General features: G+C 49.5%; 19 protein-coding genes and 7 pseudogenes. 9 read left to right on the plus strand and 17 right to left on the minus strand.

Features of this window, described 5'->3' with window-relative positions:
• Positions 1–108 precede the first annotated feature (108 nt).
• Positions 109–1,650, plus strand: coding sequence for a transcriptional regulator TyrR (gene tyrR / locus C1P89_RS05380; RefSeq protein WP_005137044.1), 1,542 nt, complete (start codon positions 109–111; stop codon positions 1,648–1,650).
• Positions 1,651–1,693: 43 nt separating this feature from the next.
• Here the strand turns inward: tyrR and tpx are convergent, their stop codons facing one another.
• A complete protein-coding gene (tpx, locus tag C1P89_RS05385) occupies positions 1,694–2,200 on the minus strand; it encodes a thiol peroxidase (RefSeq protein WP_000084381.1) in 507 nt (168 codons plus the stop codon).
• Between the two features lie 118 nt (positions 2,201–2,318).
• Here tpx and ycjG point away from each other — a divergent pair, with 118 nt between their 5' ends.
• A complete protein-coding gene (ycjG, locus tag C1P89_RS05390; RefSeq protein ID WP_005142742.1) occupies positions 2,319–3,284 on the plus strand; it encodes an L-Ala-D/L-Glu epimerase in 966 nt (321 codons plus the stop codon).
• Here ycjG and mpaA read toward each other — a convergent pair.
• Positions 3,259–3,987, minus strand: a complete 729-nt coding sequence (gene mpaA, locus C1P89_RS05395) for a murein tripeptide amidase MpaA (protein WP_000219122.1) — start codon at positions 3,985–3,987, stop codon at positions 3,259–3,261. The genes ycjG and mpaA overlap by 26 nt on opposite strands.
• A 90-nt stretch (positions 3,988–4,077) precedes the next feature.
• Here mpaA and C1P89_RS05400 point away from each other — a divergent pair.
• Positions 4,078–4,775 (plus strand): IS1-like element IS1A family transposase gene (locus C1P89_RS05400; RefSeq protein WP_094096600.1). Its coding sequence is split into 2 segments (ribosomal slippage): positions 4,078–4,327 and positions 4,327–4,775, totalling 699 coding nucleotides; the frame shifts between segments, so codons are not numbered across the junction.
• Between the two features lie 298 nt (positions 4,776–5,073).
• Here the strand turns inward: C1P89_RS05400 and C1P89_RS05410 are convergent.
• The 4 genes and pseudogenes from C1P89_RS05410 to C1P89_RS05425 all read right to left on the minus strand — a co-directional run.
• Complete coding sequence (locus C1P89_RS05410) at positions 5,074–5,712, minus strand: SDR family oxidoreductase (RefSeq protein ID WP_001344821.1); 639 nt, start codon at positions 5,710–5,712, stop codon at positions 5,074–5,076.
• 17 nt (positions 5,713–5,729) lie between these two features.
• Positions 5,730–6,194 (minus strand): annotated as a pseudogene (locus C1P89_RS05415) (alpha/beta hydrolase); the annotation flags it as partial.
• 15 nt (positions 6,195–6,209) lie between these two features.
• Positions 6,210–6,907 (minus strand): IS1-like element IS1A family transposase gene (locus C1P89_RS05420; RefSeq protein WP_094096600.1). Its coding sequence is split into 2 segments (ribosomal slippage): positions 6,210–6,658 and positions 6,658–6,907, totalling 699 coding nucleotides; the frame shifts between segments, so codons are not numbered across the junction.
• A 40-nt stretch (positions 6,908–6,947) separates the two neighbouring features.
• Positions 6,948–7,433 (minus strand): annotated as a pseudogene (locus C1P89_RS05425) (alpha/beta hydrolase); the annotation flags it as partial.
• A 63-nt stretch (positions 7,434–7,496) separates the two neighbouring features.
• On the opposite strand from C1P89_RS05425, the gene C1P89_RS05430 reads away from it, so the two are divergent.
• A protein-coding gene (locus C1P89_RS05430) for an IS3-like element IS2 family transposase (RefSeq protein WP_088895425.1) occupies positions 7,497–8,725 on the plus strand; the annotation gives its coding sequence in 2 pieces (ribosomal slippage) (positions 7,497–7,812 and positions 7,812–8,725; 1,230 coding nt in all).
• Positions 8,726–8,774: 49 nt separating this feature from the next.
• Here C1P89_RS05430 and C1P89_RS05435 read toward each other — a convergent pair.
• Positions 8,775–9,695: an alpha/beta hydrolase gene (locus C1P89_RS05435; protein WP_000981718.1), complete on the minus strand. Its 921-nt coding sequence runs from the start codon at positions 9,693–9,695 to the stop codon at positions 8,775–8,777.
• A gap of 137 nt (positions 9,696–9,832) precedes the next feature.
• Here C1P89_RS05435 and pgrR point away from each other — a divergent pair, with 137 nt between their 5' ends.
• From pgrR to mppA, 3 genes and pseudogenes are all read left to right on the plus strand, one after another.
• On the plus strand, positions 9,833–10,732 hold the full coding sequence (gene pgrR, locus C1P89_RS05440) for a DNA-binding transcriptional regulator PgrR (protein WP_000817693.1): 900 nt from the start codon (positions 9,833–9,835) through the stop codon (positions 10,730–10,732).
• A 97-nt stretch (positions 10,733–10,829) separates the two neighbouring features.
• A pseudogene (locus C1P89_RS26405) lies at positions 10,830–10,904 on the plus strand (epoxyqueuosine reductase QueH); the annotation flags it as partial.
• 164 nt (positions 10,905–11,068) lie between these two features.
• Positions 11,069–12,682, plus strand: a complete 1,614-nt coding sequence (gene mppA / locus C1P89_RS05445; RefSeq protein WP_000683008.1) for a murein tripeptide ABC transporter substrate-binding protein MppA — start codon at positions 11,069–11,071, stop codon at positions 12,680–12,682.
• A gap of 50 nt (positions 12,683–12,732) precedes the next feature.
• Here the strand turns inward: mppA and ynaI are convergent.
• Positions 12,733–13,587 (minus strand): annotated as a pseudogene (gene ynaI / locus C1P89_RS05450) (low conductance mechanosensitive channel YnaI); the annotation flags it as partial.
• 57 nt (positions 13,588–13,644) lie between these two features.
• Between ynaI and C1P89_RS05455 the strand changes: the two are divergent.
• Positions 13,645–14,342, plus strand: a protein-coding gene (locus C1P89_RS05455; RefSeq protein WP_243666939.1) for an IS1-like element IS1A family transposase whose coding sequence is annotated in 2 segments (ribosomal slippage) — positions 13,645–13,894 and positions 13,894–14,342 — 699 coding nt in all. Because the reading frame shifts where the segments join, the coding sequence is not laid out codon by codon here.
• Here C1P89_RS05455 and C1P89_RS05460 read toward each other — a convergent pair.
• Positions 14,339–14,542 (minus strand): annotated as a pseudogene (locus C1P89_RS05460) (mechanosensitive ion channel protein MscS); the annotation flags it as partial. The gene C1P89_RS05455 and the pseudogene C1P89_RS05460 overlap by 4 nt on opposite strands.
• A gap of 243 nt (positions 14,543–14,785) precedes the next feature.
• On the opposite strand from C1P89_RS05460, the gene C1P89_RS05465 reads away from it, so the two are divergent.
• A complete protein-coding gene (locus tag C1P89_RS05465) occupies positions 14,786–15,043 on the plus strand; it encodes a DUF2534 family protein (protein ID WP_000605090.1) in 258 nt (85 codons plus the stop codon).
• Positions 15,044–15,092: 49 nt separating this feature from the next.
• Here C1P89_RS05465 and uspE read toward each other — a convergent pair whose 3' ends face one another.
• From uspE to abgA, 8 genes and pseudogenes are all read right to left on the minus strand, one after another.
• Positions 15,093–16,043: a universal stress protein UspE gene (gene uspE, locus C1P89_RS05470; RefSeq protein WP_001262123.1), complete on the minus strand. Its 951-nt coding sequence runs from the start codon at positions 16,041–16,043 to the stop codon at positions 15,093–15,095.
• A gap of 151 nt (positions 16,044–16,194) precedes the next feature.
• Complete coding sequence (fnr, locus tag C1P89_RS05475; protein WP_000611911.1) at positions 16,195–16,947, minus strand: fumarate/nitrate reduction transcriptional regulator Fnr; 753 nt, start codon at positions 16,945–16,947, stop codon at positions 16,195–16,197.
• A 194-nt stretch (positions 16,948–17,141) separates the two neighbouring features.
• Positions 17,142–17,657: a methylated-DNA--[protein]-cysteine S-methyltransferase gene (gene ogt, locus C1P89_RS05480; RefSeq protein WP_000945005.1), complete on the minus strand. Its 516-nt coding sequence runs from the start codon at positions 17,655–17,657 to the stop codon at positions 17,142–17,144.
• A 10-nt stretch (positions 17,658–17,667) separates the two neighbouring features.
• Positions 17,668–18,099 (minus strand): annotated as a pseudogene (locus tag C1P89_RS05485) (AbgT family transporter); the annotation flags it as partial.
• 43 nt (positions 18,100–18,142) lie between these two features.
• Positions 18,143–19,299 (minus strand): IS3-like element IS600 family transposase gene (locus C1P89_RS05490; protein WP_087879964.1). Its coding sequence is split into 2 segments (ribosomal slippage): positions 18,143–19,050 and positions 19,050–19,299, totalling 1,158 coding nucleotides; the frame shifts between segments, so codons are not numbered across the junction.
• A gap of 64 nt (positions 19,300–19,363) precedes the next feature.
• Positions 19,364–20,461: pseudogene (locus C1P89_RS05495) on the minus strand (AbgT family transporter); the annotation flags it as partial.
• Positions 20,462–20,497: 36 nt separating this feature from the next.
• Positions 20,498–21,943 (minus strand): p-aminobenzoyl-glutamate hydrolase subunit AbgB, encoded by a 1,446-nt coding sequence (gene abgB, locus C1P89_RS05500; RefSeq protein ID WP_001156428.1) that lies wholly within the window; start codon positions 21,941–21,943, stop codon positions 20,498–20,500.
• Positions 21,943–23,253 carry a p-aminobenzoyl-glutamate hydrolase subunit AbgA gene (abgA, locus tag C1P89_RS05505; RefSeq protein ID WP_000444949.1) on the minus strand — a complete coding sequence of 437 codons (1,311 nt, stop codon included), beginning with the start codon at positions 23,251–23,253 and terminating at the stop codon, positions 21,943–21,945. The genes abgB and abgA overlap by 1 nt, the downstream gene beginning before the upstream one ends.
• Between the last annotated feature and the right edge of the window lie 78 nt (positions 23,254–23,331).

The raw sequence follows: 23,331 nt of genomic DNA on the forward strand, positions 1-23,331 counted from the left end.
TGCCCGTTTTTCCGTCTTTGTGTCAATGATTGTTGACAGAAACCTTCCTGCTATCCAAATAGTGTCATATCATCATATTAATTGTTCTTTTTTCAGGTGAAGGTTCCCATGCGTCTGGAAGTCTTTTGTGAAGACCGACTCGGTCTGACCCGCGAATTACTCGATCTACTCGTGCTAAGAGGCATTGATTTACGCGGTATTGAGATTGATCCCATTGGGCGAATCTACCTCAATTTTGCTGAACTGGAGTTTGAGAGTTTCAGCAGTCTGATGGCCGAAATACGCCGTATTGCGGGTGTTACCGATGTGCGTACTGTCCCGTGGATGCCTTCCGAACGTGAGCATCTGGCGTTGAGCGCGTTACTGGAGGCGTTGCCTGAACCTGTGCTCTCTGTCGATATGAAAAGCAAAGTGGATATGGCGAACCCGGCGAGCTGTCAGCTTTTTGGGCAAAAATTGGATCGCCTGCGCAACCATACCGCCGCACAATTGATTAACGGCTTTAATTTTTTACGTTGGCTGGAAAGCGAACCGCAAGATTCGCATAACGAGCATGTCGTTATTAATGGGCAGAATTTCCTGATGGAGATTACGCCTGTTTATCTTCAGGATGAAAATGATCAACACGTCCTGACCGGTGCGGTGGTGATGTTGCGATCAACGATTCGTATGGGCCGCCAGTTGCAAAATGTCGCCGCCCAGGACGTCAGCGCCTTCAGTCAAATTGTCGCCGTCAGCCCGAAAATGAAGCATGTTGTCGAACAGGCGCAGAAACTGGCGATGCTAAGCGCGCCGCTGCTGATTACGGGTGACACAGGTACAGGTAAAGATCTCTTTGCCTACGCCTGCCATCAGGCAAGCCCCAGAGCGGGCAAACCTTACCTGGCGCTGAACTGTGCGTCTATACCGGAAGATGCGGTCGAGAGTGAACTGTTTGGTCATGCTCCGGAAGGGAAGAAAGGATTCTTTGAGCAGGCGAACGGTGGTTCGGTGCTGTTGGATGAAATAGGGGAAATGTCACCACGGATGCAGGCGAAATTACTGCGTTTCCTTAATGATGGCACTTTCCGTCGGGTTGGCGAAGACCATGAGGTGCATGTCGATGTGCGGGTGATTTGCGTTACGCAGAAGAATCTGGTCGAACTGGTGCAAAAAGGCATGTTCCGTGAAGATCTCTATTATCGTCTGAACGTGTTGACGCTCAATCTGCCGCCGCTACGTGACTGTCCGCAGGACATCATGCCGTTAACTGAGCTGTTCGTCGCCCGCTTTGCCGACGAGCAGGGCGTGCAGCGTCCGAAACTGGCCGCTGACCTGAATACTGTACTTACGCGTTATGCGTGGCCGGGAAATGTGCGGCAGTTAAAGAACGCTATCTATCGCGCACTGACACAACTGGACGGTTATGAGCTGCGTCCACAGGATATTTTGTTGCCGGATTATGACGCCGCAACGGTAGCCGTGGGCGAAGATGCGATGGAAGGTTCGCTGGACGAAATCACCAGCCGTTTTGAACGCTCGGTATTAACCCAGCTTTATCGCAATTATCCCAGCACGCGCAAACTGGCAAAACGTCTCGGCGTTTCACATACCGCGATTGCCAATAAGTTGCGGGAATATGGTCTGAGTCAGAAGAAGAACGAAGAGTAAGCGCGAATATGCCTGATGGTGCAACACCATCAGGCATATTAACTTATGCTTTCAGTACAGCCAGAGCTGCTTCGTAATCCGGCTCGGTGGTGATTTCATCCACCAGCTGGCTGAAAATCACATTGTCATTTTCGTCAATAACCACAACGGCACGCGCTGCCAGACCTTTCAGTGGGCCATCAGCAATTGCCACACCGTAAGCTTGCAGAAATTCAGCGTTACGGAAAGTGGAGAGGGTGATAACGTTGTTCAGACCTTCTGCGCCGCAGAAACGAGACTGGGCGAACGGCAGATCGGCAGAGATACACAGCACAACGGTGTTGTCGATCTCAGTTGCCAGTTGGTTAAACTTGCGTACTGATGCGGCGCAAACATCGGTATCAATACTCGGGAAAATGTTCAGCACTTTGCGTTTACCCGCAAACTGACCGAGGGTGACGTCAGACAGATCTTTTGCCACGAGAGTAAAAGTCTGCGCTTTGCTACCCGCCTGCGGGATGGAATTGGCGACTGTAACCGGGTTGCCCTGGAAATGAACGGTTTGTGACATGATTATCTTTCCTGTTTACATATAGTTAACGTCACACCTAGTTTATGCTAACTGTCAATAACACAGCAAACGCTATTTGCGCTTAATCCGCAGACCACCGCGACAACAAGGAGTAAAGATGAGAACCGTTAAGGTATTTGAGGAAGCCTGGCCCTTACATACCCCGTTTGTGATTGCCCGGGGAAGTCGCAGTGAAGCGCGCGTGGTGGTGGTTGAACTGGAAGAAGAGGGTATTAAAGGCACCGGCGAATGCACGCCGTATCCGCGTTATGGAGAAAGTGATGCCTCGGTAATGGCGCAAATTATGAGCGTCGTGTCGCAATTAGAGAAAGGGCTGACACGGGAGGAGTTGCAAAAAATTCTCCCTGCCGGCGCAGCACGTAATGCGCTGGATTGTGCATTGTGGGATCTGGCCGCGCGAAAACAGCAGCAATCGCTGGCTGATTTGATCGGCATAACGCTTCCCGAGACAGTTATCACTGCACAGACGGTAGTCATCGGTACGCCTGATCAGATGGCCAATAGTGCATCAACACTCTGGCAGGCAGGCGCGAAATTACTGAAAGTGAAGCTGGATAACCATCTTATTAGTGAGCGGATGGTGGCAATTCGCACAGCTGTGCCCGATGCGACGCTGATCGTTGATGCAAATGAATCCTGGCGTGCAGAAGGGTTGGCGGCGCGTTGCCAGCTATTGGCGGATTTAGGCGTTGCGATGCTTGAACAACCCCTTCCTGCGCAGGACGATGCGGCGCTGGAGAATTTTATTCATCCGTTGCCGATTTGTGCTGATGAGAGTTGTCATACACGTAGCAATCTGAAGGCGCTGAAAGGGCGCTATGAGATGGTTAACATTAAGCTCGATAAAATCGGTGGTCTGACGGAAGCGCTGGCGCTGGCGACTGAAGCGCGTGCACAAGGTTTCAGTCTGATGCTGGGCTGCATGTTGTGTACCTCTCGTGCCATTAGCGCCGCTTTACCGCTGGTGCCGCAGGTCAGTTTCGCCGATCTTGACGGACCGACCTGGCTGGCGGTAGATGTGGAACCGGCGCTTCAGTTCACGACGGGCGAATTGCATCTTTAGGATGCCAGCGCAGCAAGTTTGCCATCGCAAAGAGATATTTTTCGCTGGCTTCGTCGGAGGAGATGGGCGGAAACTCTGCGGTGATGCAATGCAAGTTGAGATCTGCACACCAACTGCCGAAAGAGCCAGGCGTTTCATAACCGACGCTGGTTACCAGAGGCAATTCAAACGCCTGGGCCAGCCATTCGCCTAATTCGCTGTGTCTGGGATCTTCAATACAGGCCAGTGGATCGTGGAATGAGACCACCCAGGCAGGTTGAATGCGGTGTATAAGCTGGCACAGCGCCTGGGTTTCAGGTTCTGAGCCAGGTTTGTCACCTGTCAGTAATACGACATCACGTTCTTCAGCGGCGCTGTTCCAGCGATAAACCGTTTCACCTTCCTTCCAGTTCGCCGCCGGAAAGTTTCTGTTTAAATCCACACCATTAGCATTGGCCCGTAACCCCAGCTGGCAGCCGTCAGGATTCACACACAGCACCACATGATGGCGGCGCAAAGAAGGTGTCAACGTCCGCAGAGCACAGGAGAGCGTGACGACCGAAGAGTTTTCATCACCGTGAGTGCCAGCCAGAATCAAACCACTTTCGCGGCTGGCTGCAGGGGCAGGAAACCAGATTAACGGCGCGCCCAATAATGAACGTCCGTAATGTTCTGTTCCGGGCGGAAATGCGCCGCGTTCGGCGCGTGGGCGGGTTACGGTCATGATCGTCTCTGGTTCAGGAAGTATTACAGGCAGTGGGTGATGCTGCCAACTTACTGATTTAGTGTATGATGGTGTTTTTGAGGTGCTCCAGTGGCTTCTGTTTCTATCAGCTGTCCCTCCTGTTCAGCTACTGACGGGGTGGTGCGTAACGGCAAAAGCACTGCCGGACATCAGCGCTATCTCTGCTCTCACTGCCGTAAAACATGGCAACTGCAGTTCACTTACACCGCTTCTCAACCCGGTACGCACCAGAAAATCATTGATATGGCCATGAATGGCGTTGGATGCCGGGCAACTGCACGCATTATGGGCGTTGGCCTCAACACGATTTTACGTCACTTAAAAAACTCAGGCCGCAGTCGGTAACCTCGCGCATACAGCCGGGCAGTGACGTCATCGTCTGCGCGGAAATGGACGAACAGTGGGGCTATGTCGGGGCTAAATCGCGCCAGCGCTGGCTGTTTTACGCGTATGACAGTCTCCGGAAGACGGTTGTTGCGCACGTATTCGGTGAACGCACTATGGCGACGCTGGGGCGTCTTATGAGCCTGCTGTCACCCTTTGACGTGGTGATATGGATGACGGATGGCTGGCCGCTGTATGAATCCCGCCTGAAGGGAAAGCTGCACGTAATCAGCAAGCGATATACGCAGCGAATTGAGCGGCATAACCTGAATCTGAGGCAGCACCTGGCACGGCTGGGACGGAAGTCGCTGTCGTTCTCAAAATCGGTGGAGCTGCATGACAAAGTCATCGGGCATTATCTGAACATAAAACACTATCAATAAGTTGGAGTCATTACCCAGGCAGTGTTGTGCAAATTTTGCGGATTATCAAATCCTTTTCTTCAACGCTATGTCATCGATCTTGTATCACTTTTTTTGCCGGAAGTTGTTTGCATTTTTATTGATGTGCAGATATTAGAATTATGCTGACTTAGATGTAAGTCGTAATGTTATATACATGGCGTATTTTATTCTTACTGGTTCTACACATGTTAATCGCATCGGATTGATCAGTTCACCTTAATAAGTTTAATAAATCGTACTGCACATAGTACATTACGATGGTAACTATTTAATTGGTTTACATGAATAATGGCTTGTCACCATCAGTCACGGGTTGATTGATACCTATATTCTCACCAATGTGTTTCTCAGGTTTATCGATGATATCTGTGATTAATGCTGCGACACTCTTACGTGATACGATCGTACCTTTGAATGGTTCATTGCGTGAGGTAAGCTCATAATCAATAATATCTTCATCAGTCAGCCAGGCAGGGCGAAGAATTGTATATTCCAGTCCAGAAGCCTCAATTGCATCCGCAGCCCTGCGGAATGGTTTTAGGGGCTCACCAATAACTGCATTATTCCATTCGCCAAATTTTCCTGGAACTTCATCATAAATACCGAGGGAAAGAACAAAGATCAGACGTTTAACATCACAGGCTTTCATCGCAGCGATCACTGAATTTGCCTGAATATCTAAATCTTCCCCCGTAAGGTTGGCATACACAACGTCCTGTCCCTGCATGGCCTGCTTCAGTGCTGCATGATTCAGTACATCTCCCATAATAATCTTGCTATTAGTTGGATAGGGTTTGTGGATTTTTGCTGGCTGACGGGCAAATAAAGTTTGTTTAATGGTTTGTTTATCTGCCAGTTGATTAATCACATGGCGGGCTATCTGACCGCCAGCACCAAGAATCAGTACATTTTTCATAATATTTCTCATGAAACTTATCCCAGATGGGTGTTGAAAAAAGGAATAACTTTTTCCAGCGCCTCCTGAACTGCTTCCGGTTTGTCATACAGTTCATAATGTGAGAAATCGGGTAATGAAACTAACTGACGATCCTGCGAAACCATCGCCCGGCCATAGACTTCCAGTCCATCACGATAAGCACCGAAGGCACCGACTTTTTCACCAACTACTACCATCACCGGCTGAGTCAGTAACACTTCAGTAAATGCGAAGGCATCCCAGGCCAGCGTTTTCTGTGCATGTGAGAACAACATTTTTGTCGCACCTCCCGGTTGTTGCCCGCGTGGTGTTTTATAGTAGTCAGTTGCTTCATAAACATCGCGTTCGGTCAGTCCATGGGCTTTTGCTGCATCCAGGCTGGCGGGAAGTAATTCGTTGATCTGTAATTCTCCACCACGAGCCTCTTTGGTTCGTTGCGACGCCATTGCATTCAATGCGCCGGTAATGACTCCAACTTATTGATAGTGTTTTATGTTCAGATAATGCCCGATGACTTTGTCATGCAGCTCCACCGATTTTGAGAACGACAGCGACTTCCGTCCCAGCCGTGCCAGGTGCTGCCTCAGATTCAGGTTATGCCGCTCAATTCGCTGCGTATATCGCTTGCTGATTACGTGCAGCTTTCCCTTCAGGCGGGATTCATACAGCGGCCAGCCATCCGTCATCCATATCACCACGTCAAAGGGTGACAGCAGGCTCATAAGACGCCCCAGCGTCGCCATAGTGCGTTCACCGAATACGTGCGCAACAACCGTCTTCCGGAGACTGTCATACGCGTAAAACAGCCAGCGCTGGCGCGATTTAGCCCCGACATAGCCCCACTGTTCGTCCATTTCCGCGCAGACGATGACGTCACTGCCCGGCTGTATGCGCGAGGTTACCGACTGCGGCCTGAGTTTTTTAAGTGACGTAAAATCGTGTTGAGGCCAACGCCCATAATGCGTGCAGTTGCCCGGCATCCAACGCCATTCATGGCCATATCAATGATTTTCTGGTGCGTACCGGGTTGAGAAGCGGTGTAAGTGAACTGCAGTTGCCATGTTTTACGGCAGTGAGAGCAGAGATAGCGCTGATGTCCGGCAGTGCTTTTGCCGTTACGCACCACCCCGTCAGTAGCTGAACAGGAGGGACAGCTGATAGAAACAGAAGCCACTGGAGCACCTCAAAAACACCATCATACACTAAATCAGTAAGTTGGCAGCATCACCCAATGCGCCAATCGGATCGTAATTGCTGAAACCTTCCCGAAAAAGACGCCCGATATTAACACCCGTAATACTCACTACTGCTTTAATTCGTTTTTCTGTCAGCGCGGCATTAATGGCATAGCCACCACCCCCACACACTCCCAGCACGCCAATACGTTCAGCATTAACATATGGCAGAGTTACTGCATAATCGATAACACGGCTAATATCCTCTACGCGCTGTGTCGGATCTTCTATCCAGCGAGGCTCCCCACCAGATTCTCCCTGGAAACTGGCGTCATAAGCGAGAACGAGATAGCCTTTTTCAGCCAATGCCTTGCCATAGATATTGCCAGACGTCTGCTCCTTACAACTGCCAAAAGGATGGACGCTGATAATCGCCGGATACTGTTTTGACTCATCAAAATTTGGTGGAAACTGAATATTGGCAGCAATATGCCAGGTAGACTGGCCCCCTGAATCTCCAGACAACCAGTATCACTTAAATAAGTGATAGTCTTAATACTAGTTTTTAGACTAGTCATTGGAGTACAGATGATTGATGTCTTAGGGCCGGAGAAACGCAGACGGCGTACCACACAGGAAAAGATCGCAATTGTTCAGCAGAGCTTTGAACCGGGGATGACGGTCTCCCTCGTTGCCCGGCAACATGGTGTAGCAGCCAGCCAGTTATTTCTCTGGCGTAAGCAATACCAGGAAGGAAGTCTTACTGCTGTCGCCGCCGGAGAACAGGTTGTTCCTGCCTCTGAACTTGCTGCCGCCATGAAGCAGATTAAAGAACTCCAGCGCCTGCTCGGCAAGAAAACGATGGAAAATGAACTCCTCAAAGAAGCCGTTGAATATGGACGGGCAAAAAAGTGGATAGCGCACGCGCCCTTATTGCCCGGGGATGGGGAGTAAGCTTAGTCAGCCGTTGTCTCCGGGTGTCGCGTGCGCAGTTGCACGTCATTCTCAGACGAACCGATGACTGGATGGATGGCCGCCGCAGTCGTCACACTGATGATACGGATGTGCTTCTCCGTATACACCATGTTATCGGAGAGCTGCCCACGTATGGTTATCGTCGGGTATGGGCGCTGCTTCGCAGACAGGCAGAACTTGATGGTATGCCTGCGATCAATGCCAAACGTGTTTACCGGATCATGCGCCAGAATGCGCTGTTGCTTGAGCGAAAACCTGCTGTACCGCCATCGAAACGGGCACATACAGGCAGAGTGGCCGTGAAAGAAAGTAATCAGCGATGGTGCTCTGACGGGTTCGAGTTCTGCTGTGATAACGGAGAGAGACTGCGTGTCACGTTCGCGCTGGACTGCTGTGATCGTGAGGCACTGCACTGGGCGGTGACTACCGGCGGCTTCAACAGTGAAACAGTACAGGACGTCATGCTGGGAGCGGTGGAACGCCGCTTCGGCAACGATCTTCCGTCGTCTCCAGTGGAGTGGCTGACGGATAATGGTTCATGCTACCGGGCTAATGAAACACGCCAGTTCGCCCGGATGTTGGGACTTGAACCGAAGAACACGGCGGTGCGGAGTCCGGAGAGTAACGGAATAGCAGAGAGCTTCGTGAAAACGATAAAGCGTGACTACATCAGTATCATGCCCAAACCAGACGGGTTAACGGCAGCAAAGAACCTTGCAGAGGCGTTCGAGCATTATAACGAATGGCATCCGCATAGTGCGCTGGGTTATCGCTCGCCACGGGAATATCTGCGGCAGCGGGCTTGTAATGGGTTAAGTGATAACAGATGTCTGGAAATATAGGGGCAAATCCACCAGGCCATATCACTATTGCGGATTTGAATATGTTTCATTACAGAGTTTCCTCAAAGAACGGAGCTAATACTGAAATTGCTTCAGCCACATAGGCTTTGCCGTCATAAAGATCCATATGGTTTGCGCCTTCAACAATGTGATAGCGTTTATCTTGGCTTGATGCTCGATCGTACAGGTCGTCACTCATCCATTTGCTCCCTGCCTGGCTGCCCGCCACAATCTGCATCGGCTGAGTCAGGTACACTTCCGCCATATGGTAAGCATCAAAGGTAATAATCTGGTTAAGGCTGCGCAAAGTAGCGTAACCCGGTGCTGTTGGATACTGCGCGCGAGGGGTGTGGTAATACTCCCAGGCCTGACGCAGTTCTTCGTTCGGCGCATCGGACTCCTTCATTGGTGCCAGTGGCATAACGGCATATTCTCCGCTGCTAATATCGCTGGTTCGGGCGTTTGAACCCGCTTCAACGTATGGCAGGGCATCAATAGATTTCACATTGTTTTCCCAACCATTACGGAACATCGAACCAATATTGACCGCACTAACGGTACCGATGGCCTTGATGCGGCGATCCTGAATTGCAGCATTGGCTGTATATCCTGCACCGGCACAAATTCCCATCGCACCAATTCGGGTATTGTCGACATAAGAAAGCGTTGTCAGGTAATCAATCACGGCACTGATGTCTTCAGTACGAATGTATGGGTTTTCTAACTGACGCGGCTCGCCGCCACTTTCACCTTGATAAGATGCGTCATAAGCAATAGTGACAAATCCCTTTTCCGCCAGTTTTTTGGCATAGGTTCCGGCCGTTTGTTCTTTAACGCCCCCACCTGGGTGAGATACCACAATTGCCTGATACTGACGGGTTTCATCAAATTTTGGAGGGAAATAGATCACTGCAGACAAAGAGATGGTTGGATTATTGCTGTTAGTGAAGCTGACTTTATTATTCATCATTCCGTTCCTCATGGAGTTGTCGGTTCGTTTTAACGGTTGGTGATATCACTATAGATATTGATCATTAAGTTGATTAGACCCTAAATTATGATTAGACCTATCATTTAAATGATTAATAGATTGCATGGAGATACTGAATGAAGCGTGAAGAAATCGCTGATCTGATGGCGTTTGTCGTCGTTGCAGAGGAGCGTAGCTTCACTCGTGCAGCAGCCCGCCTGAGCATGGCGCAGTCAGCTTTAAGCCAGATAGTGCGTCGTATAGAAGAACGATTGGGATTGCGGCTTCTGACGCGAACCACGCGCAGCGTTGTTCCAACTGAAGCGGGCGAGCATCTTTTGTCTGTTCTTGGCCCTATGTTGCATGACATAGATTCAGCCCTGGCATCCCTGAGCGAGCTGCAGAACCGCCCATCCGGGACAATACGTATTACTACTGTAGAACATGCAGCCAAAACGATATTGTTACCAGCAATGCGCACATTCCTGAAATCGCATCCTGAAATTGATATTCAGCTCACCATTGATTATGGTTTGACCGATGTCGTTTCTGAACGTTTTGATGCAGGCGTCCGTCTGGGTGGGGAGATGGATAAAGATATGATCGCCATTCGAATCGGGCCAGATATACCAATGGCTATTGTTGGCTCACCGGATTATTTTTCTCGCCGAAGTGTTCCAACGTCAGTGTCACAATTAATAGATCATCAGGCAATTAATTTGTATCTTCCCACATCGGGTACAGCAAATCGCTGGAGATTAATACGCGGTGGACGTGAAGTTCGTGTTCGCATGGAAGGTCAGCTTTTACTGAATACGATAGACCTGATCATTGATGCTGCAATTGATGGGCATGGATTGGCGTATCTACCTTATGATCAGGTTGAGCGGGCTATTAAAGAAAAAAAACTGATACGTGTTTTGGATAAATTCACACCAGATTTACCCGGTTATCACCTGTACTATCCACACCGTCGACATGCTGGCTCGGCATTCTCATTATTTATAGATAGGCTGAAGTATAAAGGTGCTGTTTAGCACTACTTGCTGATACATTAATTTAATTTTTCTCTTAACGTATTCTCAGTTCCTTTCAACGTTTTGGTTATTTTTTATTCTTCGTACAATGGCGACAGATGCTGATTATGATACCGAAAACTGGTTTGAACGTGCGAAGCCTGAACGTAGTGTTCGGTGTTCTATGTGCTTTACCGCATTTTGTCGTCTATTATTTACACTAAATCTGATTTAATATATTGATACATAAAACATTTTATGCTCCCTGTGTCACTTTTTTGATGGAAGTTGTTTGCATTTCTTTAAGGCGAAACAAATAATTACGCATCAATTTTAATGTCGGTTAGAGGGAAACTTATGAAGCACTCTGTTTCAGTCACGTGTTGTGCGCTGTTGGTCAGCAGCATTTCTCTTTCGTATGCTGCAGAAGTTCCGAGCGGCACAGTACTGGCAGAGAAGCAGGAGCTGGTGCGCCACATTAAAGATGAGCCTGCGTCGCTGGATCCCGCTAAAGCCGTGGGCCTGCCAGAGATTCAGGTCATTCGCGATCTGTTTGAAGGACTGGTGAATCAGAACGAGAAAGGGGAGATTGTCCCCGGCGTTGCGACTCAGTGGAAAAGTAATGACAACCGTATCTGGACTTTTACCCTGCGCGATAACGCAAAATGGGCGGATGGCACACCGGTAACGGCGCAAGATTTTGTCTACAGCTGGCAGCGTCTGGTGGACCCGAAAACGCTATCGCCATTTGCATGGTTTGCCGCGCTGGCGGGAATCAACAACGCACAGGCGATTATTGATGGTAAAGCTACGCCAGACCAGCTTGGCGTCACCGCAGTTGATGCCCATACTTTGAAAATTCAGCTTGATAAACCGTTGCCGTGGTTTGTGAATTTAACCGCTAACTTTGCCTTCTTCCCGGTGCAAAAAGCCAACGTAGAAAGCGGTAAAGAGTGGACGAAACCCGGAAATCTGATCGGCAATGGCGCTTATGTTCTTAAAGATCGCGTAGTCAATGAAAAACTGGTCGTGGTACCGAATACCCATTATTGGGATAACGCCAAAACGGTACTGCAAAAAGTGACCTTCCTGCCAATTAATCAGGAATCCGCAGCCACTAAGCGTTACCTCGCGGGGGATATTGATATCACCGAATCCTTCCCGAAAAATATGTATCAGAAGCTGTTGAAGGATATTCCGGGGCAGGTTTATACGCCGCCGCAGCTCGGGACCTATTATTATGCGTTTAACACGCAAAAAGGGCCGACGGCAGATCAGCGCGTTCGTCTGGCATTAAGTATGACGATAGATCGCCGCCTGATGACCGAAAAAGTATTAGGGACGGGCGAAAAGCCAGCGTGGCATTTTACACCAGATGTTACCGCCGGATTTACGCCGGAACCTTCGCCGTTTGAACAAATGAGTCAGGAAGAACTGAATGCGCAGGCAAAAACTTTGTTGAGCGCAGCTGGTTATGGTCCGCAAAAACCGCTGAAGCTGACGCTTTTGTATAACACTTCAGAAAACCATCAAAAAATTGCGATTGCTGTAGCATCGATGTGGAAAAAGAACCTTGGCGTAGATGTTAAATTGCAAAATCAGGAATGGAAAACCTATATCGATAGCCGTAACACCGGCAATTTTGATGTTATCCGCGCCTCATGGGTGGGGGATTATAATGAACCCTCCACTTTCCTGACATTATTAACGTCAACGCATTCAGGAAATATTTCACGCTTTAACAATCCGGCATACGACAAAGTTCTGGCCCAGGCATCGACGGAAAATACCGTTAAAGCGCGTAATGCCGATTACAACGCGGCAGAAAAAATCCTCATGGAGCAAGCACCGATTGCACCAATTTATCAATATACCAATGGACGATTAATCAAGCCGTGGCTGAAAGGTTATCCCATTAATAACCCGGAAGATGTGGCGTACAGCCGGACTATGTATATTGTGAAGCATTGATGTGATGGGAACTGGCGTTACCCTTGTGGATAACGCCAGTGATGTCTGATTTAGCGCCCCTGTTCCGGCGGTGTAATGTTATCCATATACAGCGTCTGGCTGGGGAAGGCAAAGTCCGCGCCGTGTGACTGCACAATATCGATAATCTTCAAATAAACGTCTTGCTGTGCAGCAAGCCATTCAGCCCATACCGTGGTTTTGGTAAAGCAATAAACCATAATATTCAATGACGAGTCGGCAAACTGGTTGAAATAAACCAGTAAGGTTTGTCGCTGGTCGATGGCCGGGTGATTTTTCAGCATCTCACGTACGGCTTCGACAATAACGCCCACTTTTGCCGCATCCTCATAACGTAAACCAATGGTCGTGGTAATGCGGCGGTTGGTCATTCGTCCTGGGTTTTCTACGCTGATCGACGAAAACAGCGAGTTCGGTACGTACAATGGACGATTATCAAAGGTCGTAATTTTGGTAATTCGCCAGCCAATTTCCGCTACTGTACCTTCGATATTTCTGTCCGGTGAACGGATCCAGTCGCCAATACTGAAAGGACGGTCGAAATAGAGCATGATCCCGGAAAAGAAATTACTCAGAATATCTTTACCGGCCATACCGACAGCCAGACCACCAATACCACCAAAGGTCAGCAAGCCAGAAAGGCTCATGCCGAAATGTTCGCCATAAAGCAGAACAAGCACCACAATAATGGTGATTTTGATAATGCGCGACATAATCCGCGCACTGGTGATATCGCGACCTTTTTTAATCTGCTGTTTTTCAAACTGATTAATCAGCAAAAATAGCTTAATCGTCAGAATAACCGCAATCAGGGACGTACAGATAAAATCGATAACGTCTGGGGTGATAAATTTGAGTTTATAGTTTTCTATAACATAATTAATAATGCGGTGATGCTGCCAACTTACTGATTTAGTGTATGATGGTGTTTTTGAGGTGCTCCAGTGGCTTCTGTTTCTATCAGCTGTCCCTCCTGTTCAGCTACTGACGGGGTGGTGCGTAACGGCAAAAGCACTGCCGGACATCAGCGCTATCTCTGCTCTCACTGCCGTAAAACATGGCAACTGCAGTTCACTTACACCGCTTCTCAACCCGGTGCGCACCAGAAAATCATTGATATGGCCATGAATGGCGTTGGATGCCGGGCAACTGCACGCATTATGGGCGTTGGCCTCAACACGATTTTACGTCACTTAAAAAACTCAGGCCGCAGTCGGTAACCTCGCGCATACAGCCGGGCAGTGACGTCATCGTCTGCGCGGAAATGGACGAACAGTGGGGCTATGTCGGGGCTAAATCGCGCCAGCGCTGGCTGTTTTACGCGTATGACAGTCTCCGGAAGACGGTTGTTGCGCACGTATTCGGTGAACGCACTATGGCGACGCTGGGGCGTCTTATGAGCCTGCTGTCACCCTTTGACGTGGTGATATGGATGACGGATGGCTGGCCGCTGTATGAATCCCGCCTGAAGGGAAAGCTGCACGTAATCAGCAAGCGATATACGCAGCGAATTGAGCGGCATAACCTGAATCTGAGGCAGCACCTGGCACGGCTGGGACGGAAGTCGCTGTCGTTCTCAAAATCGGTGGAGCTGCATGACAAAGTCATCGGGCATTATCTGAACATAAAACACTATCAATAAGTTGGAGTCATTACCTTAATAATGCTACCAACAGCACTGATAATTATGGTGTAGATTAAAAATTGCACCGCATGGAATAAAAAACCTTTTCTTTTACGATTTCCGCGGCGAAACCAAAAGCTCATCAGAATCAATGCTGCGCAGCTACCGAAAATAATGACCAGATTAAGCGCATTATTTGTAAACAGTTCAGCGATCATTGTTTTATCAGGCTCCTCCAGATAATTGTCGTCATGCCGGAAACCCCTGGCGGGGCTATTTTACCGCGACAATTCATTCAGATCATCAATAGTCAGGGAAGGAAGTAGCAACATTAGCTAACTAATCAATGCGTTGATTGTAAATCCAGCTAAGAGGTGAGGTTTTCAGAGCAGACAACGGTGAAATGTCATGGTATTGTTACGTTTAGGTAACAAGAAATTTGTCTGCACAAGGATTACATCATGATTATGGCGAAACTGAAGTCAGCGAAAGGGAAAAAATTTCTCTTTGGTTTGTTGGCGGTTTTCATTATTGCGGCGTCGGTTGTGACTCGCGCGACTATCGGCGGCGTTATAGAACAGTACAATATTCCGCTGTCTGAGTGGACGACATCAATGTATGTGATTCAGTCATCGATGATTTTTGTTTATAGCCTGGTCTTTACTGTGTTGCTGGCAATCCCGTTGGGAATTTATTTCCTTGGCGGCGAAGAGCAGTAAGTAAAAAATAGGCCCGATAACTCGGGCCTTGTCAGTTATTGAAGAGTCGTTAATCGTCTTCTTCGTCATCCAGTTCAACGGGTGTCTGATACTGGTCAGGTTTAATGACCAACAGATCGCAGCGAAGATGATCAATCACCTGTTCCGCCGTGTTGCCGAGGAATGCTGCTGAAATACCGGTGCGTCCTACCGTGCCCAGAACCACAATCCCCGCCTGTAAGTGCTCCGCCAAATCAGGAATAACCTCTTCCGGCAGACCTTTTTCTACGTGCGTCATGTTTTCATTAATGCCGAATTTCTGCCGCAGAGCTTTCATTGCCAGCAAATGTTGCCCACGAATGGCATCGTTATAAACGCTCGGATCAAATTCCGGCAGTTCAATCGCGATATTAATTGGCGTTACTGGGTAAGCGCCAACCAGATGAACTTCGGTATGGTTGACTTGTTCTGCCAGTTCGATCGTCTCTTTGACCAGTTTTTCATTGAGCGCATTATGATACGGCTCTTCACTGGCGAGATTCACCGCCACCAGCGCCTTACCTCCTTCCGGCCACGGCTGGTCTTTCACCATCCACACCGGGCTTGGGCATTTGCGTAACAGATGCCAGTCCGTTGGCGTAAAAATCACCGCTTCCAGACGGTCATGTTGGTGCGCCATTTTTAGCACCAAATCGTGCCCGCCGCTGATCACTTCCTGAATGATGGCTTCGAAGGGACGGTTATGCCAGACCACTTTAATTTCAATGGGAACGCCAGCATTGAGATAATATTTTGCCTGCTCGTGGATCCAGGCTGTACGCTGGCTGATGACGCCCTGACGCATAGCGGTACGTTCGTCCGGGGAGAGCAGGGTGGTCATTTCGTATGAGAAGTCATAGATCGGCAAAAAGGCTTTAATTTTGCCACCAATCCGTTGATGTAAATAAACAGCTCGCCGCAATGCTGGTTGGTCGTCCTGGTTAGGATCGATAACAACGAGCATGTTCTGATACATAGCCATACAGGGTCTCCTTACAACAACTGTCAACGCAGTTTGTAATTAAAAGATTAACCCATATCTGGTGAATGAAACAGTGATGAACCTTCTGCCAGATCAATAAATCAGAAAAATTTAATGATATGACAGAAGGATAGTGAGTTATGCGGAAAAATCAGGCAACATTACGCGTATGACCAGCAAGCTGGGCCAGCGCATCGTTATTTTCGATGGTGATGTATTTACCTTTGACTGCCAGCATACCGCTTTTCTGGAAGCGACCTAGCAGACGGCTGATGGTTTCTACCGTCAGGCCCAGATAGTTACCGATATCGCCACGAGTCATCGTCAGGCGGAATTCACGAGGGGAGAAGCCGCGTTGGGCAAAACGACGGGACAGGTTGTAGATGAATGCAGCCAGACGTTCCTCGGCATTTTTCTTCGACAACAGCAAGATCATGTCCTGATCGCCTTTGATTTCACCGCTCATCAGACGCATCATCTGCTGACGCAGATTCGGCATTTTACCGGACAAATCGTCCAGCGTTTCGAACGGGATTTCACATACCATCGAGGTTTCCAGCGCCTGAGCGAAGCTCGGGTGATGGCCGCTGCCGATGGCGTCAAATCCCACCAGGTCGCCAGCTAAATGGAAACCAGTGATTTGCTCGTCGCCTTGCTCAGTGATGGTATAACTTTTAATCGTACCGGAGCGGATGGCATAAAGCGATTTAAGTTCATCACCAGCCTTAAACAGCGTCTGGCCTTTCTGAATAGGCTTCTTCCGCTCAATGATATTATCAAGCTGATCAAGCTCATGTTCGTTGAGTGTGAACGGGATGCAAAGCTGGCTGATGCTGCAATCCTGGCAATGGATAGCACAACCGCCAGACTGAATGCGCCGTATAATTCGCTTTTCCGGGATCATAGGTCTGCTCAAGCCGTAATTGATATTTGTCAATTTTAACATCTTTTTAGGGAGCAAGTAAGTCTAAGCAAACCTTAACAGCAGAGAATTCCGATATTAGATGTAAATATATGTCTATCTATTTGAAAACCCTTAAGTTGTTAAGGGTAACTTTACATAAAAGTGTGAACAAGCTGGCACAAATTGTTTAATGTTTACAGCAAAAGATAACCTTCGTGGCGCAATAACCACTCTTTTCGCTGAACTCCGCCTGCATATCCGGTCATGGTGCCGTTTCGGCCAATAACCCGATGGCAAGGTACGACGATGCTGATGGGATTCGATCCGTTTGCCGCACCAACGGCACGCGCCGCGCCAGGGCGGCCCAATTGTTCAGCCAGTTGGCCGTAATGCATTACCTGTCCGCAGGGGATAGTGCGTAGAGTTTTCCAGACTTCGCGCTGAAATGGCGTCCCCCCTGTGGCAGTGGGAAGCGTATCAATAATGCTAAGATTACCGGCAAAATAATCACGAAGCTTGTCGCTTAAACCGCCTGGGTTGGTGGCAGAAATGCGCTCATAGCCTTCTTTGCGATAATGGATGTCCAGCAGCTGCACCATGCGTTCGCTGTACTCTTCCCATTCAACCGCCCGCAGGCGAAATTGCTCATCGCAAATCACCCACAGTGGACCCAGTGGCGTGGCAATTTTTTCTTCAAGTAATCTCAGCATCCGTTCTCTCTTAAGACAAACGTGGGTAAATCCCCGGACCTATCGGCAGACCAACAAGATACCACGCCAGCAACATCAGCAGCCATACCACCAAAAAGATAAGCGGATAGGGCAAGACTAACGAATAGTAAGTACCCAGTTTCGCGTCTGGTTTGTAGCGTTGCAGGAATCCAAGAAACAGTGGAACAAAAGGAGATACCGGCGCTAAAGGCAATACGGATGAGTCGGCAATACGAAAGAGGATTTGCGCAAATGCCGGGTGAAAGCCAAGTAGCATAAACATTGGTACGAAAATGGGGGCCAGAATCGACCAGATTGCGGAACCGCTGGCAATAAACATGCATAAGAAAGAGGAAAGCAACGCCAGACCGACAAACGCCGGGATGCCGCTAAGCCCTGAACTTTCCAGTATATCGGTCAGCCCCACGGCGATGAATTTCCCTGAGGTGTACTGGCAATAGCGGACACTACCATTTGTTCTTTTTTTAAGCAGCCATCTGATGATATTTTTCCCTGAAGGCTGCCGGGGAGATATTCCCCAGACGAGAGTGACGACGCTGACGATTGTAGAAAATCTCAATGTATTCCCGTATTACTGAGATGGCTTCATCCCGGTTATTAAAACGATAGTGGCTCAGGCTCTCATTTTTCAGCGTTCCCCAGAAGCTTTCCATCGGAGCGTTGTCGTAACAGTTACCTTTACGCGACATTGATGTTTTCAGACCAGACTGCTCCTGTATGACCCGGTAATCGTATGCGCAGTACTGTGAACCTCGATCAGAGTGGTGGATTAGCCCGGCAGGTGGGCGCTGGCTCCTGAGCGCCATAAACAGGGCTTTACCTGTCAGCTCTTTTGTCATGCGCTCTCCCATGGCGTAGCCGACAATTTCGCACGTATAAACATCTTTGATGCCAGCGAGGTACAACCATCCCTCCTGTGTGGCAACATACGTCAGGTCCGCCACCCAGACCTGATTTGGTGCTGTAGGAGCGAACGTCTGGTTCAGCAGATTTGGCGCAACTGGCAGATTGTGGTTCGAGTTCGTAGTCGCTCTGAACTTGCGTTTCTGCTTACAGCGTAGCCTTAGCTCCTTACGAAGACGTGCCAGTCGGTCACGACCAACGATGATGCCATTCTCTGCCAGCTCCGTCTGGAGCCGCCGGGTTCCATATGTTTCGCGAGTGCGGATATGTGCCACCTTAATCTCCAGTTTTAGCCGCTCATCACTTTGTTTTCTGTCTGAGGGTTCATGCTGTACCCAGTTGTAATAACCGCTCCTGGATACACCAAATACCTGACACATCGCTTCAATGGGAAATTGTTGTCGCCATTGTTCGATTAACGCGTATTTTTCAGCGACTCCTGTGCAAAATACGCTGTTGCTTTTTTTAATATATCTCGCTCAAGGCGAGCTTCATTTAACGCCTTACGCAGTTGCAGAATTTCAGATTCCAGTTCAGCCACCGTGCGGGAACCAGGAGTACCGAGCCCTTTTCTGGCGGCGGTAACCCATTGTCCTAAAGTGCCTTCAGGAAGAGATAATCGGGAAGCGCCTTCACTGATCGAAAGTTGATTTTCAAGAACCGTTCTGACAGCTTCGGCTTTGAACTCTTTAGAGTAACGTTGGGTTTTTCTGCTCATTATTAGCTCCTTCTGATGCCATTCTATTTCAGGAAGGAGTGTCCGTTAAACTCAGGCTACCTCACCCCATGTTGCTCCAGTTAAACATGGCGACAAACTGGGCGAGGGGAAAAACCATCACGATAAATCCTGCCATCTCTTTCATCGGTTCAATCATTAACTGCGGTAAATCCGCCTGACGTCGAATTGTGCGGGTAGCGATGCCATAAGCCAGCGAGACAACAAAGAAAAAAAGAATGATCAGTGGCACGATACCTTTAATAAAGGGTGATGGCATCACGGTGTGATTAATCGGATCGCGCAATATCCCGTTTTCCGGGATCACCATCAGCGCAATCGCAGCAATAAAAAGTAGCGATACGACACCTGCTATGCGTAAACCAAAACGCTGACTTTCGGTCAATGTCTGCAGTTTCTCATCGCTGTTTCCCTGCCATTGACCTAACCGTGGCTCGATGATTTTGTCGGTTATCAGGCCGCCAACAATCGTCAGTACGACTACGGAGCTGGCCATAAAATACCAGTTATCAATTACACTGACGTGCATTTGCGGATTGAACGCAGCCGCCGCTTCCGTGCTGATCCCCGACAGCAACACGTCGGTTGTGACAATCAGTAAATTAGCCGTAAAGCCGCAACCTACGCCTGCAATGGCAGCCAGTAAACCTGCAACTGGATGCCTGCCCACCGCCAGAAAAATCAGCGCACCCATCGGTGGCATGATCACTAACGTCGCATCGGAAGAAATGTGGCTGAAAAAAGCAATAAACAGCACCATATAACTGGCGTAGCGGGCATTAACATGCGATGCCATTTTAACCATTAGCGCTGGCAGTAAGCCGACGCGCTCCGCCAGACCGGCACCTAAAACCAGCGCCAGGATCGCACCAAGTGGAGCAAAACCGCTAAAGTTTTTAATAACATTGGGTAAAGACCAGTGTAATCCTTCCACACTGAGCAGGTTTTTCACCACCACCGGCGTTCCATCGGTCGGGTTTTTCGCACTGACGCCAAAGGCCGACAAAATTGCCGTCGTCACCATGAGTACGATAATCAAATAGATAAAGAGCAAAAAAGGATGGAGAACCTTGTTACCAATTCTTTCGACCCAGCCATAGAGCTTCCCGGATTGGGAGGACGACGGTATGGATGACATACTCATGGGCATTCCTCGGTTGTTGTGTTTGCGTTGTTGTTGTTATTTTAAAGGTGACGGTGTCACGTTTTTCGGGATAGGGCAGTGATACGGTTGCGTGTCCGTTACTTGCTGATGCTCTTGTTGGCATTCTTGCAATAGCCCTGAATCAATGAAGAGATTGACTGTGGTTGCTGCCATAGTTTTCGCCGCCAGCAGCATTCCTTTATGAGCAATAGATGTTCGCCCCTGGCTAACCAGTTGCCACGTATGTAGCGGTGTACCGACGGCAAAACAGGGGCTGAAACACTGGGCAACAGGCAGTTTCCAACTAACGTCGCCGACATCAGTCGATGCCGCAAGCACGTTATCGGTGGCGGCATATGGAGCGACCTCATTCGCCAGTACCGTTTCACGATGACGTAGTGCAAAAGCCTTGCCGTTTTCGCCACCGGTTGCGGCGATATTATTCAGACTGTTTTGCCGATCGTTGGGGGTGAGCGTAGCCTGAATTTGTTTCGCAAAAGCCAGTTCTTCGGAGTTCCATTCCGGGGTACCAAAATGGGATAGGGCATGGTACATGGCATTTTCTAAGGTGCGATTCGGGAGATAACTGGAACAGGCTTTGTCGAAGCGGCATTCAACCGTGGTTTCGGTCATCAATGCCGCACCTTCGGCGATTTTGGCGACCCGATCATAAATATGCTGCACGTCGGTCATTTCGGGGGCGCGGATAAGATAAAGCACTTCTGCCTGCGCCTGGACCACGTTGGGCGAGATCCCGCCGCTATTTGTGATGGCATAGTGTACGCGCGCTTTTTCAATAATATGTTCGTTGAGGAAGTTGGTGCCAGTGGTCATCAACGTTACGGCATCAAGGGCGCTGCGTCCCAAATGAGGGGAATTCGCGGCATGTGCTGCGATCCCTTTAAAGCGCCATGATGCCTGAATGTTTGCCAGCGTGCGGGTATTGAACATACCGGCAAAGGCTTCCGGGTGCCAGGTGAGTGCCGCATCCACATCATCAAATACCCCCTCGCGGACCATGAACGTTTTACCCGAGCCGCCTTCTTCGCCAGGACAACCATAAAAGCGCACTGTGCCGCCTTGCCCATATTGTTCCAGCCATTTCTTGACGGCTATTGCAGCGGCAAAGGCGGCGGTTCCCCGCAAATTGTGTCCGCAACCGTGACCATTTTCACCGGGCGTCGCGGATGTAGGTTGCGCGCAACCAGCTTGCTGACTTAAACCTGCCAGGGCGTCATATTCTCCCAGCAGGGCGATAACCGGTTTGCCTTGACCAAACGAAGCAATAAAGGCATTTGGGATATTGCCTACGTTGCGGGTAACGGTGAAGCCTGCAGATTCCAGAGCCGAAGCCAGATGCTCCGCTGACCAGAACTCTTCAAAACGTGTTTCTGGATGATCCCAGATTTGATCGGCAATATCGGTATAACGTTGGCGATCGGCTTCAATCGCATCGTCGATAAAACGATAGATTTCCTGCATCAGATACCTCGCGTCCAGGGAAAATTGAGCGCGGTGCGCGCCAGCGTTTCGACGGCAATAGCGAGAACCTGCTCGTCAAAATCGAATTTTTCGTTGTGATGACCTGCCGCCAGCTGTGTGCCAAACACCACGTAGGAGGCTTGCCCTTGATGTTGCTGCACGCGGGCCATCATTAATGTGGCATCTTCGGAACCCGCAGGCGCTTCAACACGTTCAATGGCCTGATTGACCCCCGCGACCTGAGCCGCCTGACTTTGCAACCATGCGACCCATTGCGGCGAAGGAGAACTGGCGGTAGCTGCACCCATCAGACGAGTTTCAACGCCGACACCATACATGGTTGCTGCGCCCTGAATCGCTTGTTGTGCACGGTCAAAAACATATTGATTAATGACGTCGCTGGCCCCGCGTGTTTCCACTTTCAGCAACGCCGAGGCAGGAACAACGTTACGACCGCTTCCTGCCTGCATAACGCCCACGTTTACTCTGGAAGCTCCTTCGCTGTGCGGGGCGATTGCATGCAGTGCAAGAGTGGCTTGTGCTGCCGCCAACAAGGCATTGTGACCGTCTTCTGGTTTTGCGCCTGCGTGAGCGGCGGTACCGGTGAAGTGCGCGTCAAATTTGGTGGTTGCCATAAAATTATCACTGCCGCACACCACGGTGCCCGCAGGTACGCCAGTGCCAATGTGCACGGCAGTAAAATAATCAACATCATCTACGACACCTGCATCGACCATCGCCCGCGCGCCACGCGTACCTTCCTCTGCAGGCTGAAAAATCAGTTTGATGACGCCATGTAGTCCGGACTCGAATTGTTTAAGGGTATGCGCCAGCCCAAGCCCAATGGCGGTATGTCCATCATGACCACAGGCATGCATCATTCCGGCGTTACATGACGCAAAACCGTCGCGGTAGGGGCGATGGCTGACATCCTGCTCTTCACTGAGATCCAGCGCGTCCATATCGACACGGAAAGCCATCACCGGACCGGGGCGACCGGTATCCAGGGTGGCGACGATACCAGTGAAACCACCTTCAAAAACCGCAATCCATTGTGCTAGCGCACCCTGTTGACGAGCGCGCTCGAATTCGCGTTGTAGAGTGAGTTCATCAGGTAGTCCCATCCGGCTACTTTCATTAACTACTTCGCGGCCCAGCGCCAGTGAATAGCCGAGCTGCTGCAATTCTTCCGCAACAAGGGTGGCAGTGCGGAATTCCACCCAGCCAGACTCTGCATAGTGATGAAAATCACGTCGCCAGTGCGATAATTTTGGGGCAAGCGAATTAACAAATTGATTCAAAGACTCCATAACCTTTCCCGTCATCAGTAAAAAGTGTGACCCGGTTCACGTAGCGATAGTTTTTACTTATCACTAACTGATTTTTCA

The organism is Shigella sonnei, assembly GCF_002950395.1.
GTDB lineage: Bacteria > Pseudomonadota > Gammaproteobacteria > Enterobacterales > Enterobacteriaceae > ECMA0423.